This window comes from Streptomyces pseudoechinosporeus (assembly GCF_054783935.1).
The window spans coordinates 54,429-71,092 of sequence record NZ_BAAGPS010000005.1 but is presented as its reverse complement, the minus strand read 5'-3'; the positions used below and the strand labels follow the sequence as shown (position 1 = coordinate 71,092).

The window sequence follows — 16,664 nt, the reverse complement described above, 5'->3', positions numbered from 1 at the left end:
TCGCAACCGGAGATGGTCCGGTAGACCTTAACGACTAGTCGGGCAGCTGTAGTTCCAGGTCGGCGCGGGGCGCGACACCTTCGCGGGGGACGGCGGCCAGAAGCCCGGCCACCGGCCCGACACCCGGGAGCTGGGCGTCCGGCTCCACGTCGTGCCAGGGGGCGAGGACGAAGGCCCGCTCGTGCGCGCGCGGGTGGGGGAGGGTCAGTTCCGGGTCGTCGGAGACCAGGTCGGCGTACGCGACGATGTCCACGTCGATCGTGCGGGGCCCCCAGTGCTCGTCCCGTACGCGATGGAAGGCCTCCTCGACCGCGTGTGCCCGCTCCAGCAGGGAGGACGGGGGGAGCGTCGTACGCAAGACGACGACCGCGTTGAAGTACGTCGGCTGGCTGTCCGGCTCCACGCCCCAGGGCTCCGTCTCGTACACCGGAGAGACCGCCTTGACGCGTACGCCGGGCGTGTCCTCCAGGGCGTCGACGGCGCCCTGGAGGGTCTCCAGGCGGTTGCCGAGGTTCGAGCCGAGGGAGAGCACGGCACGTTTCGGGTTGTGCAGGGTGGTGTCGGCGGCGTCCACGCGTTCCACGACGGAGGCGGGCACCGGCTGTACGGTCGGGTCGCTCTGACCCTCGGTCAACGAGGCAGTCATACTCGGCTCCGGGTGATGGTGACGGTCACGTCGTCGAAGGGGACGGTGATCGGCGCGTCCGGTTTGTGGACGCAGACCTCGACCTCCTGGACCCCGTCATGTTTCAGACACGTCCGGGCGATGCGCTCGGCGAGCGTTTCGATGAGATCCACGGGCTCGCCCTCGACGACGGCCACGACCTCCTGGGCCACGATGCCGTAGTGCACGGTCTTCGCCAGGTCGTCGTCGGCCGCGGCCGGCCGGGTGTCCAGGCCCAGCGAGAGGTCCACGATGAAGGTCTGGCCCTCCACGCGTTCCTTGGGGAAGACACCGTGGTGCCCGCGGGCCTTGAGGCCGCGCAGCGCGACACGATCCACGCGAATCACTCCTGCAATCGTCGGTAACGGCGGTCACCGCCATATGCGGTCGATACACCAGCCACAGTCGAATCTACCTGCGGACACCGACAACGCCCGGTCACGGGGACTCGGCGTCGGGCGCATGCCAGGAGGGTTCATCGACTGTTCTTCTGGGAGGACACGGCAGCTCACGGGCTGGTAGCCGCCCATACCCAGGGGCCCGCGATCCCAACCACTACTTGGCCCCTACCCACTCAGGAGGCGGAGTCGTCGGTCTCTTCCTCGCCGGATTCGGCCAGTACGGGGGAGGCGTGGTGCGACCAGAGCTTCCAGCCGTCGGATGTGCGGCGGAACACATTCGTGGCGACGACGAGCTGGCCCACGAGCGGTCCCAGTTCGTCGCTGTCCTCCGGGGGCGGGCCACCGCTGAGGATGTTCTCGGTGCAGGTCACCAGGGCGGTGTCGGAGATGACGGACACGTGCACGTCCGTCAGGAAGAACTGGATGTACTCGGTGTTCGCCATGATCAGCGCGTACGAGCGGAGCACCTCGCCGCGGCCGGTCAGTACGGGCCAGCCGGGGTGGACGCAGGAGACCTCGGCGCCCTGGTCGGCGGTTTCGTCGGGGTCCTTGGGATCCGTGTCCGCGGTGTGTTCGGCTCCGTCGATGTCCATGGGGGCCAGCCAGAGCGTCGACAGCTCTTCGAAGTCGCCGCGTTCCATCGCTTCGTAGAAGGCGGTGTTGACGCGGGCGACCTCTTCGACGTCGGTGCGGGGTGCGCTCACTGGGCTCCCTCTGCCGCCCGGGCGCCTTCCACGGCCCGGGCGACCCGGACCGCGTCGGCGGTGGCCCGCACCTCGTGGACGCGGACCGCCCACGCGCCCTGGTGGGCGGCGAGCGCGGAGACGGCGGCGGTGGCGGCGTCGCGTTCCCTGGCGGGCGGCGGGGCGCCTTCCGGGCCTGCCAGTACGCGGCCGAGGAACCGCTTGCGGGACGCGGCGACCAGTACGGGGTGGCCGATGTCCAGGAGGCGGTCGAGGTGGGCGAGGAGGGTCAGGTCGTGTTCGGCCTGCTTGGAGAAGCCGAGGCCCGGGTCGACGACGATGCGGTCCGCGGCGATGCCTCCCTCGAGAACGGCCTCCACGCGTGCGTGGAGCTCGTCGATGACTTCGGAGACGACGTCCTCGTACCTCCCCTGGATGTTTCCGCCCTCCAGGAAGCCGCGCCAGTGCATGACCACGAAGGGGGCGCCGGCGTCCGCGACGACCGGGATCATCGCGGGGTCGGCGAGGCCGCCGCTGACGTCGTTGACAAGTGCGGCGCCCGCCGCGAGGGCCCGTTCGGCGACGGAGGAGCGCATGGTGTCGACGGAGATGGTGACGCCTTCGGAGGCGAGGCCGCGGACGACCGGGATGACGCGCTTGAGTTCCTCGGCCTCGTCGACGCGGGTGGCGCCGGGGCGGGTGGACTCGCCGCCCACGTCGACGAGGTCGGCGCCCTCCGCGACCAGGTCGAGGCCGTGCTTGACGGCTGCCGTCGTGTCGAACCACTGGCCGCCGTCCGAGAAGGAGTCGGGGGTTACGTTCACGACTCCCATGACGGCGCACCGGTCCCATGCCGGGAGCCCGGACACTTGGCCTCGCCCGTTGTTCTTGCTCATATGCCCAGCGTAGGCCTCCGCGTTGGGGGCTGGGTTCGTCTACGGGGGTGGTGGCCTGAGCGAGGTCCCGGGGCTTGGGGGGAGTGGGACCTCGCTCAGGCCGGCTCTAGGCCGCTCTTACGCCGTGTTCCGGCAGGCGGGTTTCCGGCAGCCGGTGTGTGCACGGCGCCGGCGGGGGCGTCCTGCGGCGCAGGGCCCGCGGCAGGGGGAGGTCCACGAAACCCTCCGCCCGCAGGGCCGCCAGGCCGATGCGCGGGAGGTCACGGGAAGAGCGGTAGACGACGAAGCGGGGCTCCCAGCGGGGGCGGAACTTCGCGTTGAACTTGTAGAGCGACTCGATCTGGAACCAGCGGGAGAGGAAGACCAGCAGTCCGCGCCAGGCGCGCAGGACCGGGCCCGCGCCGATCTTCTCGCCGCGGGCCAGGACCGCGCGGAACATCGCGAAGTTGAGCGAGATGCGCTTCACGCCCAGGCGGGGCGCCGCCTGGAGCGCGGCCACGATCAGGAGCTCGTTCATGCCGGGATCGGCCGCGCGGTCGCGGCGCATCAGGTCCAGGGAGACGCCGTCCGTGCCCCACGGGACGAAGTGGAGTACGGCCCTCAGATCGCCGTACGGCCCCGGCTCGGCGTCCGGCTTGTGAGCGGTGGCGAGCAGACAGTCCCCGTCGGCCGGGTCGCCGATGCGGCCCAGTGCCATGGAGAAGCCGCGCTCGGTGTCCGTGCCGCGCCAGTCCTGAGCGGCGCGGCGTATCCGGTCCAGTTCGCCGCCGCCCAGGTCATGGACGCGCCGTACCCGGGTCTCGTAACCGGCCCGCTCGATGCGTTTCACCATCTGGCGCACGTTTCGCATCGGGCGCCCGGCCAGGGAGAAATCCGCGACGTCCACCACCGCCTCGTCGCCCAGTTCGAGGGCGTCCAGGCCGGTTTCCCGCGTCCAGACCTCGCCGCCCTTCTCGGAGCAGCCCATGACGGCGGGTGTCCAGGAGTGGGTTTTCGCCTCGTCCATGAAGCGCTCGATCGCGCCGGGCCAGGCCTCGACGTCGCCGATCGGGTCGCCGCTGGCGAGCATCACGCCGGAGACGACGCGGTACGTCACCGCCGCCTTGCCGCTGGGCGAGAAGACGACCGCCTTGTCGCGGCGCAGCGCGAAGTGGCCGAGCGAGTCACGGCCGCCGTGCTTCTCCAGGAGTGCCCGCAGTCGCGCCTCGTCGTCCTCGGTGAGGCGTGCGGCGGGGTGCTCGGGGCGCAACGCCAGGTAGATGGTGGTGAGGGCGGTCAGCAGGCCGAGCGCGCCGAGTGAGAAGGCCACCGTCCAGGACGTATCGCCCTGATAGCCGACCGGGCCCTCGAAGCCGAACAGGCCGTATACGACATGGGTGATGCGGTCCGCCAGGCTCGGATAGCCGACCATCCGGTCCGGGTGGGCACTGACGACGACCAGGCCGAGGAGCAGTGAACCGGCGCCCATGAGAAAGAAGTTGGTGAGCGCGCGCCAGCGGCTGCGGGGGTCGGGCAGCGCCGCGAACTCACCGCGATGCCGCAGCAGGGGAGCCAGCAGCGCCAGGGAGACGAGGATGCCGATGAGGGAGTGCCGGTAGGTCAGCTGCGCGAGGGCACCGACCGGCAGAAGGAACACGGCGGCCTGCCAGGCCCGGCGCTTGCGGCGGCGCAGACCGTGGGCCAGGAGCAGCAGCAGGACGCCCGCGCTGAGCGACAGGGCGGCGGCGAACGGGCCCAGCGCGCCGGGCAGCACCTCGGCGAGCGTGTGCATGCGGCTGTGCCGGAAGCGCGGGAAGACGCCCGCCGCGATGTCCAGGAGCCCTACGAGGGTGCAGGCTCTGGCGACCAGGGCGGGGACGGCTTCGGGGCGTGGACCGCTCAGTACGCGCCGCAGTCGGCCCCTCCGGTAGCCCGGAACCTTGGCCGACGTTTCCCCTTCAACCGTTACAGACATCGCAACCCGTACTTCTGCGAGAGAACTCGAAACCAGTGCCATTTACGGCATCCAGCGACATTGCGCCCTCTAGGACGGTGTCAGGAGCGGCCTGGTTCATCCGGTTCCGGAAAAGCGTGTCAAAAGCGCGTCTCAAGAGTGCGGGTACATACGCGATCCTCTGCGCGGTGCTGTTGTCACTGGAGTGACTGTTTGGAGTGACCGCTGAGTGGCGAGGTGGTGTCAATCCTCGGGAGTGGCTGGGTTTTTACGGGGCGGGGCTCCAAGATTCGCCTACGCGCGGTAAGTTTCTGGCCATGCCACGTGGACGTCACCGTCATTCCCCACCTCTGCACCGGCTGCTGCCCCCCTCGGCGATCGCAGGCGTCTCGCTCGTCTGTGCCGCCGGGCCCTGGTTGTTCTCGGACGCGTGGGTGCTTCGCGGGCTGGCCGCGGGCGCCGCGGCGACGGCTGTCGTGGGTGCGGTCGTCATGCGCCACTGGGACGTGTCCGCGGGCAAGCGCGTCGCGGACCTCACGCGCGCGCGTGCGAGCGACGAGTGGCGCCACGAGGAGCGCGTCGCCGAGCTCGAGACCGACCTCGACGAGTCGCGCGAGCTGCGCACCAAGCTGGAGCACCGGCTCCGCGAGAAGCGGGCGGAGCTCCAGGGCCTGCGCAACGAACACGCCGCCCTGCTACGGCGGTACGCCACGGCGGAGACGGAGCGGGCCAGCGTCCTGGAGAGCCGCCGTCGCCTCGCCATAGAGGCGACGACTCCGGCTCGTGCCGCCCTGCCCGCGGCGGCTTCGGCGGACGCGGTGGCCGAGGCGACCGAGAAGCCTGCTCCGGCCGCCCGTGCCGCGGCTGCGGTGCTCTACGCGAAGGCCAACGCGGCGTTGGACCGGCTGGCGGAGGCGGCTACCGCGCACGTGGCCGAGGGCGAACCTTGGGCGGACGGGGCGGCGAAGGGCGAGGCCGCGGAGGACGGTTCGGCGGCGGACGCTTCGGAGGACGTGAGCGGTTCGTCCGCGGTGGACGGCTCCACGGAGAGCGGTTCGGCTCAGGACGCGCCTGTAGAGAGCGAGTCCCCCAAGAGCGGCTCCACGGAGGGCAGTTCGGTGGCGACGGACGAGCCCGGGCCGGGCAAGTCGCCGAAGGGCGGCCCCGCGAAGGGTGGTTCGGCCAAGGGTGCCCCCGTGAAGGCCGGTGCGCCGAAGGGTGCGCCTCCGGCGGGCGGTCCCGGTAAGGGCGGGCCCACGCCGGGCGGTTCACCGAAGGGCGGCGCTCGTAAGAAGGCACCCGCGACGGGCGAGGCCGGGACGGAGGGCGAGGCGGCGCAGGGGAAGCCCGAGGCGGTCGGCGGGCATGAGCGCACGGCCGCCGCGACCGCACCGGCGCCCGCCGAGTCCGACACCACCGCGGCCGCTCTGAAGCCCGCCCTCAAGCCCGCGCTCGGCTCCGGGCACTTCACCGTGCCCAAGGCCGTGGCGGTCGCTCCGACTCCTCCCGTACGGCGGCCCTCCGTAGAGGGCGGTTTCGACTTCTTCGGTACGCAGCAGGAGGCGTCCGAGGCCGCCCTGGAGGCCGTGCAGAACGAGGATCTCGCCGACGTGGTGGGCCAGGAGGCGCTCGCTCTCCACAAGGCCGAGTCCGAGGCGCAGTTCAAGCCCGCGGACGAGGAGTCCCGCAGCGTCGGTCAGCAGGTCATCGACCTGACCGCGCACGACGAGACGGAGCAGATCGACGTGGCGGAACTGCGGAGCGCGGTTTCCTGAACCTCGGCGGCAACAGCTCATGAGGGCAGTGGCAACGCAACACGCCACTGCCCTCAGCCGTCCACCGGCCCGACTCGGGCCATCAACCACTCAACTTCCGGCCATCCACCGATCCGGCCGAGCCTCCCGCCGCCCCGTACGCGACCGGTCCGCCTGCCCGTACAGCAGCTCCGCCGCCTGAGAGGCGTCCCGCAGCCGGGCCCTCACCGTCTTGTTGGCGCCGGTGTCTATGTGGATGTGGGACAGCCCCTTGAAGCGCATCCACGGCCCCTGCTCCAGGCGCACGCTCTGCACCTTGCCGTGCGGAACGAGCGCGAGGCTGCGGCGCAACAGCCCGTGCCGGGACGCGAAGACGGCGTCGGTGACGGCGAGCCCGTAACCCCGCCACCAGAACGGCGCGCACCAGCCCGCCCGGCGCGGCGGCCGCGACAGCGCACCCGGCACGGTCACCCCCGGCAGCACCCGCGCGATCACCGACTCGGCGACCTCGCGCGGAGCGACCGGTACGAGCACGGAGTTGGACGAGCCCGCCACGTCCAGCTCGACCCGGACCCACCCGCGCCGCCGCCACAGCAGCGGTTCGACGATGCGGACGGTCTGTACGCGCCCGGGCGGCACCGTCTCGTGCGTACGGTCGAGCAGTCCGTGGTCGATACGGAGCCCGTCCGGGGAATCGCCCACGGTCCAGTCGTACTCGCCGACGAAGCGCCCCACGCTGCTCGCGCCCGCCGCACCGAGCAGCGGCAGCGCGACCGCGAGGACCGTCCACACACTGTGTGAGGCCCACCACACCAGCGGCGGTACGACGAGCGCGCCGGCCAGCGATCCCCAGGTGGCGCCCGTCAGCACCAGGGACACGGCGAGGACCCGGGCCGGTACGTGCAGCAGCTGACGGACCGGCGCCTCGCCCACCTCGTGCGCCGTCTCGGGGGCGAAACCGGCGGCACGGGCGAGGAGTTCGGCCCGTAGCGCACGGGCCTCGTCCTGGCCCAGGAAGGCGAGTTCGTCCTTCTTGTCGGTCCCTATGACGTCGAGTTTGAGTTTGGAGACGCCCGCGACACGGGCCAGCAGCGGCTGGGTGACGTCGACGGCCTGGAGCCGGTCGAGCCGGATGTGCGCGGAGCGCCGGAACAACAGGCCCGTACGGATGCGCAGTTCGGTGTCGGTCACCGCGAAGTGGGTGAACCACCAGGTCAGAAAGCCGTACAGGGCGGCGGCCGGAATGACGATGGCGATCGCGATCAGCAGGGTGGAGGTCGTCAGCCGGGTCAGCTGCCGCTGCGTCTGGTCGGGGTCGTGCACCGCCCAGCCGGCGATCACGGCGATCGGCGCCCAGGCACGGCGCAGCGGCGTCACCGGATGCAGCCGCCGCTCCGTCACGGGTTTGTTCTGGCGTACGCCGCGCTCGACGCCGGATGTCGTCACAGCCCCGCCGATCTGGCCTCGCCCAGCTCCGTGAGCCGGTCCCGCAGCCGTTCCGCCTCCGCCGGGTCGAGGCCCGGAATGCGCGCGTCCGTCGCCGCGGCGGCCGTGTGCAACTGCACGCTCGCCAGCCCGAAATGCCGCTCGACGGGACCCGAGTTCACCTCGACCAACTGCATGCGCCCGTACGGCACGACCGTCTCCTCACGCCACAGCACACCCCGGCTGATCAGCAGGTCGTCCGCGCGCTCCGCGTACCGCCAGGACTCCCAGTTGCGTCCCAGCATCGGCCAGCCCCACAGCAGCAGCGCCAGCGGCAGCAGCGCGAAGGCCGCCCAGCCGGGCCCGGCGAGCAGGCCGAGCGGCAGCCCCGTACCGAGCGTCAGCGGCACCAGCCAGACGACGAGCAGCAGCCGGCGCATCCGCAGCAGTCCCGGCGGCAGGCCGGTCCACACCGGCTCAGGCTCGGACTCGGTGTTCCCGGTGGCGCCCATGATCCCCGTACTCCCCGTCTCCATGCCGCAAGCGTACGTACGAGACACTGTTCCCATGACTCCTACGTCGGAGACCACGGTCGGCATCGGCGGCGCCGCGGAGAGCACCGACATGGTGCTCAACATCGGCCCCCAGCACCCGTCCACCCACGGTGTACTGCGCCTCAGGCTCGTGCTGGACGGCGAGCGGATCCAGCATGCGGAGCCGGTCATCGGCTATATGCACCGCGGCGCGGAGAAGCTCTTCGAGGCGCGCGACTACCGCCAGATCATCGTGCTCGCCAACCGCCACGACTGGCTCTCCGCCTTCTCGAACGAGCTGGGTGTCGTCCTCGCCGTGGAACGCATGCTCGGCATGGAGGTCCCCGCCCGCGCGGTGTGGATGCGCACGCTCCTCGCAGAGCTGAACCGTGTCCTCAACCATCTGATGTTCCTGGGTTCGTACCCGCTTGAGCTGGGCGGAATCACTCCGGTCTTCTACTCCTTCAGGGAGCGCGAGGAGTTGCAGGGCGTCATGGAGGAGATCTCCGGCGGGCGCATGCACTACATGTTCAACCGGGTCGGCGGTCTCAAGGAGGACCTCCCCGCCGGATGGGCTTCACGCGCGCGTGCAACCGTCGCCGACGTCCGTTCGCGCATGGACGTGTACGACAACCTGGTGCTCGGCAACGAGATCTTCCGCGGGCGTACGCGCGACGTGGGCCGGATGTCCCCGGAGACGGTGCACGCCTACGGAGTGAGCGGTCCGATCGCCCGTGCCTCCGGCGTCGACTTCGACCTGCGCCGCGACGAGCCCTATCTGGCGTACGGGGAGCTGGGCGACGTCCTGAAGGTCGTCACCCGGCAGGAGGGCGACTGTCTGGCCCGCTTCGAGGTCCTCCTGGAGCAGACCCACAACTCCCTGGACCTCGCCGACGCCTGTCTGGACCGGCTCGCGGAGCTGCCGCCCGGGCCGATCAACCAGCGGCTCCCGAAGGTGCTCAAGGCCCCGGAGGGCCACACGTACGCCTGGACCGAGAACCCGCTCGGCATCAACGGCTACTACCTCGTCAGCAAGGGCGACAAGACCCCGTACCGGCTGAAGCTGCGCTCGGCCTCGTACAACAACATCCAGGCACTCACCGAGCTGCTGCCGGGCACGCTCGTCGCGGACATGGTGGCGATCTTGGGGTCACTGTTCTTCGTGGTCGGGGACATCGACAAGTAGGGCTTCCCCGGCTCTCCGTGCTCTCTGTAGAGGGCTGTTTTCGCCGGGCAGAGGGTCGGGCAGCGGGTTCGGAATTCCCACCGGCTGCACGAGCCAGCCGAAGTCGCCCAGCCCGCCGGGAGCGGTGAGCTCGGCGGCCTCGCCCGCGCCGGCGAGGGCCCGTACGTACGCCGTCGGGTCCGTGGAGGCCAGCGACAGCGGCGGACGGCCGCCGCTCACGCCCAGGGCGCGCAGGACGTCCCGCTGGGTCAGCAGACGCGCTCCTGGCAGTGCGCACGCGTCCAGGGCCACATGCGCGGTGATGTCGCAGGACCCGTCCGGCACGGGCGCCGTCTCGCGGCCCTCACGGAAACCGGTGAGCGTCCCGAAGGGTGGGCGCGCGTCCGCGCGGTGGGCGTAGTCGACGGCCACGGCGAGACCCCGGTCGAGGGTGGCCACGGCGGATGCCCAAGCGGCGTCTCTGGGGAGGCCGATTTCGGCACGCAGCCCTTCGGGATGCTGATTTGCTTCGTTTGCTTCGGGACGCTGATTTCCAGGGAGCGGCCACCACCGCGCCAGCCATTCCACTTCCGCTCCGGAGACCGGCTCCCCGAGCGACTCGGTGCCGTCCTCCCGTACGAGGACCAGCCTCAGCACCCCGTCGACGTCCGCCTCGGCCACGTCCAGGGGGACGTTGTCCAGCCACTCGTTCGCGAACAGCAGCCCGGTGACCCCCGCCGGAGGCTCCGCGCGCCACTCGATCCGATGGTCGAGAGCGGCGGGCCGGTCGGCGCGTTCGACGGCGTACCCGCGCGCGCGGGAGGCCACTTCGGCGGGCAGCGCCTTCAGGACGCCGGTCACCAGCTCGCCGCGGCCCGCGCCCATGTCGACGAACGCGAGCTCGGCGGGCCGACCGAGCGCCTCGTCGACCCGGCACAGGAGCCGGGCCACGGCCCCCGCGAACAGCGGCGAGGCGTGCACAGAGGTACGGAAATGACCCGCGGGCCCCTCAGGCCGGCGATAGAAACCTGAAGGCCCGTACAGCGCCTCCTCGGCCGCCTGCCGCCACCCGCGCCACCCACCCGATGCCTCGTGTGCGTCTTGTCTCACCGCTTGTCCCACAGCGTCAGGCTAAGCGCCGGGAATCGGCAGGTCTCCACCTTGGGGAGTACGTGCGGTGGTCGCGGATCGGCCCTCCGGTTGACCCCTGCACACTGCACCCTTCCCTACGCTGGGTTACGTGCAGCGCCTCTATGAACTCCTCCGCAGACACCCGACGTGGGTCGACAGCTTCTGGGCCGTCCTCCTGCTCGGGATTTCGGTGCTGGGCGGATCGATCACGGAGGAGGCCCAGGGGGCCGATCTCCCGGCCGTCACGGTTCCGATCATGATCCTGCTGAGCCTGGTGGTCGCGCTGCGCCGCCGTATGCCGGAGAAGATGCTGATCCTGGCGCTCGTGCTCGGCCTGGCGCAGCTGATCGCGGACGTCGGGACGCTGCCCGCCAACTTCGCCTTCCTGGTGATCATCTACACGGTCGCGGCGGACGGCGCCCGCTGGGCCTCCCGGATCGCGTTGACCGCCGGCTTGTGCGCCGCTCCCGTGGCACAACTGCGCTGGCCGGCCGAGGAGGGCATCGGGGGCAGCATCGCCATAGTGATCTTCCAGACCGTGCCCTTCGCGCTCGCCTGGGTCCTCGGCGACTCGGTCCGCACCCGCCGCGCCTACCTCTCGCAGCTGGAGGAGCGCGCCGCCCGGCTGGAGAAGGAGCGCGAGGCCCAGTCCAAGGTCGCGGTCGCCGCCGAGCGGGCCCGGATCGCCCGCGAGCTGCACGACGTGGTCGCGCACAACGTGTCGGTGATGGTGGTGCAGGCGGACGGTGCCGCGTACGTCCTGGACACCGCCCCCGACCAGGCCAAGAAGGCCCTGGAGACGATCTCAGGAACAGGCCGTCAGGCCCTCGCCGAGATGCGCCGGCTGCTCGGCGTGCTGCGCACCGGCGAGCACCAGGAGAGCGGCGAGTACGTCCCTCAGCCCGACGTCGACCAGCTCGACGACCTCATCGAGGAGGTCCGTACGGCCGGTCTCCCCGTCGACTACAAGATCGAGGGCACTCCGCGACCGCTGCCGAGCGGCGTCGAGCTCACCGCGTACCGCATCGTGCAGGAGGCGCTCACCAACACGCGCAAGCACGGAGGGCCGAACGCGGGCGCGAGCGTGCGCCTGGTCTACTTCGACGACGGCCTCGGGCTGCTCGTCGAGGACGACGGAAAGGGCGCCCCGCACGAGCTGTACGAGGACGGCGGCGTCGACGGCCGGGGACACGGTCTGATCGGTATGCGTGAACGTGTCGGTATGGTCGGCGGCACCCTGGACGCGGGGCCGCGCCCGGGCGGCGGCTTCCGGATCAGCGCACTGCTCCCGCTCAAGCCCGCCAACTGACACGTGCACGCCCCACCCGTCGACCGCCCACGCAGCGCCCGCCCACACACCGCCCGTCCATGATTGACCGGAGGACCCAGGAATGCCGATCCGCGTGATGCTCGTCGACGACCAGGTGCTGTTGCGCACCGGGTTCCGGATGGTGCTCGCCGCCCAGCCGGACATGGAGGTCGTCGCGGAAGCGGGCGACGGTGTCGAGGCCCTCCAGGTGCTGCGCTCGACCGACGTCGACGTGGTTCTGATGGACGTACGCATGCCGAAGCTGGACGGCGTCGAGGCGACCCGCCGCATCTGCTCGGAGCCCGACCCGCCGAAGGTGCTGATCCTGACCACCTTCGACCTCGACGAGTACGCCTTCTCCGGGCTGAAGGCGGGCGCCTCCGGCTTCATGCTCAAGGACGTGCCGCCCGGCGAACTCCTCGCCGCCATCCGCTCCGTGCACAGCGGTGACGCGGTGGTCGCGCCGTCCACGACCCGCCGTCTCCTCGACCGGTTCGCGCCGATGCTGCCGAGCGCCGGCAAGGAGCCCCAGAACAAGGGGCTGGAGCGGCTCACCGACCGCGAGCGCGAGGTGATGATCCTGGTCGCACAGGGCCTGTCGAACGGCGAGATCGCGGCCCGGCTCGTCCTCTCGGAGGCAACGGTCAAGACGCACGTGGGGCGCATCCTCACCAAGCTGGGGCTGCGGGACCGGGTACAGGTCGTGGTTCTGGCGTACGAGACGGGGCTTGTACGGGCGGGTGGGCAGGGCTGAGCCGTGCTCGGCCGGGTGTTCGGCCGGAACGTGACCGAGGCGTAACCGGCGGCCACTAAGGTCTCTGCGCATGCTCCTGTGGATCAACGGCCCCTTCGGGGGCGGCAAGACACAGACCGCACACGAGATCCAGCGCCGACTGCCCGGCAGCGTCATCTGCGACCCGGAACACATCGGCTTCGGGCTGCGCCGCACGCTGCCGCCCGAACTGCGCGGAAACTTCCAGGACTTGGTGTCCTGGCGGCAGGGCGTCGTCGAGGTGCTCGACCTCGCCCTCACCAAGCACGATGGCGTGGTGATCGCGCCCATGACCGTCACGGACTTCGGCTACTTCGACGAGACGGTCGGGCGACTGCGCGAAAAGGGCCACGATGTACGGCACTTCACGCTCCTCGCCGAGCGCGAGACCGTCCTGAAGCGACTGCGCGAGCGCGGCTTCGGCCAGCTCCTCCAGCACGTCGCCGGCAAGGACGCCCCCTTGCGCAGGGAGAGTTGGGCGGTGGAGCAGCTCGACCACTGCCTGGAGCGGCTGCGCGAGCCGGAGTTCGCCGAGCACCTGTGGACGGACCAGACGACGGTCCCCAAGACCGCCGACCGGATCGCCGTACTGGCGGGGCTGACGCTCAGGCCGAACAAGGAGGGGGCGCTGCGGACGCGGCTGCGGCAGATACGGGTCGGGGTCAAGCACATACGGTTCGACTGAGTGCGCCGCTGCGGCTGTTCAGGCCGCTGAGCCGGGCAGCCGCGCCACGAAGTCGGCTACGGCTGTCTTGACGTCCTCCGCGCTCCACTCCAGCCCCGGCCCGGCCACCGTGACCTCCGTGTAGGCCAGGCCCGGGCCACCCCGTGACCAGAGCAGCGGGAACAGCGAGGTCTTCGTCTCCTCAGCCTGGAGCGTTCCCGCGTCGGTCAGGGCATCGGCCTCGTACGGCAGCCAGAGCTGGAACTGGTGCGTGTGCGGCTCCTCCGGGTGGACGCGCACCCAGGGGACCCCGGCGGCGGCGAATCCCTCGCGCAGCGCCGCGGCGACCACGCGCGCGTGGGCCACGTATTCCGGCAGCCGGGGCAGCTCCCTGTCCAGGCCGATCAGCACGGACAGGGCCGTCGGGAACTGCTGGAGGATCTGCCCGCCGTACCGGTGCCGCCAGGCCTTCGCCTCCTCGATCAGCGTCTTCGGGCCCGCGAGGGCGGCGCCGCCGATTCCGTCGAGCGACTTGTAGAACGACACGTAAACGCTGTCCGCGAGACCCGCGATCTCGTCCAGGGGGCGGCCGAAGTGCTTGGTGCACTCCCACAGGCGGGCTCCGTCGAAGTGCACGACGGCGTCCCGTTCGCGCGCCGCTTCCGCCATCTCGGAGAGCTCCTCCCAGGTGGGCAGGACGAAACCGGCCCCCACCAGGGGCAGTTCGAGCAGCAGCGCCCCGAAGGGCTCCTCCAGGTCGCGTATCTCGGCGGCGGACGGCAGCCGTGGCTCATGCGTCGGATGGACGATCCGCAGGCCGCTGACCGTGCTGAACGCATGCCGTTCGTACAGCTCGGGGTGGGAGAGCGGATGCATCGCCACGGTCGTGTTCCCCGTACGGCCCGCCCAGCAGCGAAGGGCGACCTGCTGGGCCATCGTGCCCGAGGGGAAGAATGCGGCGGCTTCCTTGCCGAGGAGGCCGGCGACCCGTTCCTCCACGGTCTCGACGATCCCGTCGCCGTACATGTCCACCGGCTGGTCCAGGTCGTACACCTGGGGCGCCGCATCCGTCAGCCGCGCCAGTCGCTGGCCGACCGTGAAATGGAAACCGGCCCGCCACAGTGTCCGTTCGGCTCCTCGCGCGGCGGCCCAGCGCCGCGCCCGCTTCTGCTCCGCGGACTGTTCCTCGCCCTGCTCAGCCGACTGATCCCTGTCCTGCTCCTGCTCCTGCTCCGCCGAATCACTCATCCCTGGAGCATGCCGGGCCCGGTGTCGGCCCGGCATGCGAATTTCCCACAATTTCCCACAGGCTGTGGACAACAAAACGGGCCCGGAACCGATCGCGTTAACATGACGAGAAATCGTCCGGTACCCCGAGCGGACTGGAACGGAAGGCCGCCGTCGAGTGAGTACAGTCCCACAACCAGACCCCAAGGACCGCCCCGCGCGGCTCACCGTCGGCGTCGTCGGTGCCGGCCGCGTGGGGCCCGCTCTTGCCGCGTCGCTCCAGCTCGCCGGGCATCGGCCGGTGGCCGTATCCGGAGTCTCCGACGCCTCCGTACGACGTGCGGCGCAACTGCTGCCCGACGTACCGCTGGTGACGCCCGCGCAGGTCATGGAGCGGGCCGACCTGGTGCTCCTGACGGTCCCGGACGACGCCTTGCCGGGGCTGGTCGAGGGGCTCGCCGAGACAGGGGCGGTACGGCCGGGGCAGCTGCTCGTGCACACCTCCGGGCGGTACGGCGCGAAGGTCCTGGACCCCGCGCTGCGGGCCGGTGCGCTGCCGCTGGCGCTGCACCCCGCGATGACGTTCACCGGCACTCCTGTGGACGTACAGCGGCTGGCCGGGTGCTCCTTCGGGGTCACCGCGCCCGAGGAGCTGCGGCTGGCCGCCGAGGCGCTGGTCATCGAGATGGGCGGCGAGCCCGAGTGGATCGCCGAGGCCGCCCGTCCCCTGTACCACGCGGCCCTCGCCCTCGGCGCCAACCACCTGGTGACCCTGGTCGCCGAGTCCATGGAGCTGTTGCGTACGGCGGGAGTTGAGGCCCCCGACCGGATGCTGGGCCCGCTGCTCGGTGCAGCCCTCGACAACGCCCTCAGGTCGGGCGACGCGGCCCTCACAGGACCCGTCGCGCGCGGCGACGCGGGCACGGTCGCCGCGCACGTCACGGAGTTGCGCAAGCACGCCCCGGAGACCGTCCCCGGCTATCTGGCGATGGCCCGCGCGACCGCCGACCGGGCCCTGGCCCACGGACTGCTGAAGCCGGAGCTCGCCGAGGACCTTCTCGGGGTATTGGCAGACGGGACCGACGGCACTGAGGGAGACGCCCGATGACCACCGCCCTGCTGCGCACCGCCGACGAGCTCCACGCGCGCGTGCGCACCGGCCGCCGCGCCGTCGTGATGACCATGGGCGCCCTGCACGAGGGCCACGCCACCCTGATCCGCACCGCCCGCGAGATAGCGGGCGGCGACGGAGAGGTCGTCGTCACGGTCTTCGTGAATCCCCTCCAGTTCGGCGCGGGCGAGGACCTCGACCGCTATCCGCGCACCCTGGACGCCGATGTCAAGATCGCCGAACAGGCGGGCGCGGACGTCGTGTTCGCCCCCTCCGTGGACGAGGTCTACCCGGGCGGCCAGCCTCAGGTCCGCATCAGCGCGGGCCCCATGGGCGAGCGCCTGGAGGGTGCCGCGCGGCCCGGGCACTTCGACGGCATGCTCACCGTCGTCGCCAAGCTGCTGCACCTCACCCGGCCCGATGTGGCGCTGTACGGGCAGAAGGACGCCCAGCAGCTCGCCCTGATCCGCCGCATGGTGCGCGATCTGAACTTCGGGGTGGAGATCGTCGGCGTACCGACGGTGCGGGAGGAGGACGGCCTGGCCCTGTCCAGCCGCAACCGCTACCTCTCGGCCGCCGAGCGCCGCACCGCGCTCGCCCTCTCCCAGGCCCTGTTCGCGGGCAGCGACCGGCACGCCGCACAGGAGGCCCTGCGCGCGCGTGCCCGTGAAGTGCCCACCACGCGCGCGCGTGCCGAGGCCCTCAGCGCGCTCGGCGAGTCCCGCGCCGCGGCCGACGCGCACGCCGTCGCCAAAGCGGTCCCGGGGGGTCCCGCCGCGGTCCGGGCCGCCGCCCGCCTCGTCCTCGACGACGCCGCCCGTATGCAACCCCCGCTCGCCCTGGACTACTTGGCGCTGGTCGACCCGTCCGACTTCACCGAGATCCCGGACGACTACACCGGCGAGGCGGTCCTCGCCGTCGCCGCCCGGGTCGGGACGACCCGGCTGATCGACAACATTCCGCTGACCTTCGGAGCCGCCTCGTGACCAGCACAGG

At 71.3% G+C, this 16,664-nt stretch carries 16 protein-coding genes; 7 read left to right on the top strand and 9 right to left on the bottom strand.

The window, feature by feature from the left end:
- Positions 1-34: 34 nt before the first annotated feature.
- From folK to ACYVO6_RS06925, 5 genes are all read right to left on the bottom strand, one after another.
- Positions 35-646 (bottom strand): 2-amino-4-hydroxy-6-hydroxymethyldihydropteridine diphosphokinase, encoded by a 612-nt coding sequence (gene folK / locus ACYVO6_RS06945; RefSeq protein ID WP_461058360.1) that lies wholly within the window; start codon positions 644-646, stop codon positions 35-37.
- Positions 643-1,002 carry a dihydroneopterin aldolase gene (folB, locus tag ACYVO6_RS06940; RefSeq protein WP_461058358.1) on the bottom strand — a complete coding sequence of 120 codons (360 nt, stop codon included), beginning with the start codon at positions 1,000-1,002 and terminating at the stop codon, positions 643-645. Before folB ends, folK begins: the two co-directional genes overlap by 4 nt.
- A 236-nt stretch (positions 1,003-1,238) precedes the next feature.
- On the bottom strand, positions 1,239-1,769 hold the full coding sequence (locus ACYVO6_RS06935) for a nuclear transport factor 2 family protein (protein ID WP_461058356.1): 531 nt from the start codon (positions 1,767-1,769) through the stop codon (positions 1,239-1,241).
- Entirely contained in the window at positions 1,766-2,644 is an 879-nt protein-coding gene (folP, locus tag ACYVO6_RS06930) for a dihydropteroate synthase (RefSeq protein WP_461058354.1), read from the bottom strand. The genes ACYVO6_RS06935 and folP overlap by 4 nt, the downstream gene beginning before the upstream one ends.
- A gap of 106 nt (positions 2,645-2,750) precedes the next feature.
- Complete coding sequence (locus ACYVO6_RS06925; RefSeq protein ID WP_461058352.1) at positions 2,751-4,598, bottom strand: phosphatidylglycerol lysyltransferase domain-containing protein; 1,848 nt, start codon at positions 4,596-4,598, stop codon at positions 2,751-2,753.
- A gap of 296 nt (positions 4,599-4,894) precedes the next feature.
- On the opposite strand from ACYVO6_RS06925, the gene ACYVO6_RS06920 reads away from it, so the two are divergent.
- Positions 4,895-6,352, top strand: a complete 1,458-nt coding sequence (locus tag ACYVO6_RS06920; RefSeq protein ID WP_461058350.1) for a hypothetical protein — start codon at positions 4,895-4,897, stop codon at positions 6,350-6,352.
- A gap of 90 nt (positions 6,353-6,442) precedes the next feature.
- Here the strand turns inward: ACYVO6_RS06920 and ACYVO6_RS06915 are convergent, their stop codons facing one another.
- Both ACYVO6_RS06915 and ACYVO6_RS06910 read right to left on the bottom strand, forming a co-directional pair.
- Positions 6,443-7,777 (bottom strand): PH domain-containing protein, encoded by a 1,335-nt coding sequence (locus ACYVO6_RS06915; RefSeq protein ID WP_461058348.1) that lies wholly within the window; start codon positions 7,775-7,777, stop codon positions 6,443-6,445.
- Positions 7,774-8,292 (bottom strand): PH domain-containing protein, encoded by a 519-nt coding sequence (locus tag ACYVO6_RS06910; RefSeq protein ID WP_461058346.1) that lies wholly within the window; start codon positions 8,290-8,292, stop codon positions 7,774-7,776. Before ACYVO6_RS06910 ends, ACYVO6_RS06915 begins: the two co-directional genes overlap by 4 nt.
- A 31-nt stretch (positions 8,293-8,323) precedes the next feature.
- On the opposite strand from ACYVO6_RS06910, the gene ACYVO6_RS06905 reads away from it, so the two are divergent.
- Positions 8,324-9,475, top strand: a complete 1,152-nt coding sequence (locus tag ACYVO6_RS06905; RefSeq protein WP_461058344.1) for an NADH-quinone oxidoreductase subunit D — start codon at positions 8,324-8,326, stop codon at positions 9,473-9,475.
- Here ACYVO6_RS06905 and ACYVO6_RS06900 read toward each other — a convergent pair.
- Positions 9,440-10,576, bottom strand: coding sequence for an SAM-dependent methyltransferase (locus ACYVO6_RS06900; RefSeq protein WP_461058342.1), 1,137 nt, complete (start codon positions 10,574-10,576; stop codon positions 9,440-9,442). The two genes, ACYVO6_RS06905 and ACYVO6_RS06900, sit on opposite strands and share 36 nt — an antisense overlap.
- A gap of 118 nt (positions 10,577-10,694) precedes the next feature.
- On the opposite strand from ACYVO6_RS06900, the gene ACYVO6_RS06895 reads away from it, so the two are divergent.
- The 3 genes from ACYVO6_RS06895 (at position 10,695) to ACYVO6_RS06885 (ending at position 13,351) form a co-directional block, all read left to right on the top strand.
- Positions 10,695-11,894 carry a sensor histidine kinase gene (locus ACYVO6_RS06895; RefSeq protein ID WP_461058340.1) on the top strand — a complete coding sequence of 400 codons (1,200 nt, stop codon included), beginning with the start codon at positions 10,695-10,697 and terminating at the stop codon, positions 11,892-11,894.
- Between the two features lie 82 nt (positions 11,895-11,976).
- Complete coding sequence (locus ACYVO6_RS06890; RefSeq protein ID WP_461058338.1) at positions 11,977-12,648, top strand: response regulator; 672 nt, start codon at positions 11,977-11,979, stop codon at positions 12,646-12,648.
- A 70-nt stretch (positions 12,649-12,718) separates the two neighbouring features.
- Positions 12,719-13,351: an AAA family ATPase gene (locus ACYVO6_RS06885; protein WP_461058336.1), complete on the top strand. Its 633-nt coding sequence runs from the start codon at positions 12,719-12,721 to the stop codon at positions 13,349-13,351.
- An 18-nt stretch (positions 13,352-13,369) separates the two neighbouring features.
- On the opposite strand, the gene ACYVO6_RS06880 is transcribed toward ACYVO6_RS06885, so the two are convergent.
- The gene (locus ACYVO6_RS06880; protein WP_461058334.1) at positions 13,370-14,578 is read right to left on the bottom strand and encodes a threonine aldolase family protein; all 1,209 of its coding nucleotides are present in this window, start codon (positions 14,576-14,578) and stop codon (positions 13,370-13,372) included.
- 157 nt (positions 14,579-14,735) lie between these two features.
- On the opposite strand from ACYVO6_RS06880, the gene ACYVO6_RS06875 reads away from it, so the two are divergent.
- Both ACYVO6_RS06875 and panC read left to right on the top strand, forming a co-directional pair.
- Positions 14,736-15,665, top strand: a complete 930-nt coding sequence (locus tag ACYVO6_RS06875) for a Rossmann-like and DUF2520 domain-containing protein (protein ID WP_461058332.1) — start codon at positions 14,736-14,738, stop codon at positions 15,663-15,665.
- Entirely contained in the window at positions 15,662-16,654 is a 993-nt protein-coding gene (panC, locus tag ACYVO6_RS06870) for a pantoate--beta-alanine ligase (protein WP_461058330.1), read from the top strand. Before ACYVO6_RS06875 ends, panC begins: the two co-directional genes overlap by 4 nt.
- Positions 16,655-16,664: the final 10 nt, after the last annotated feature.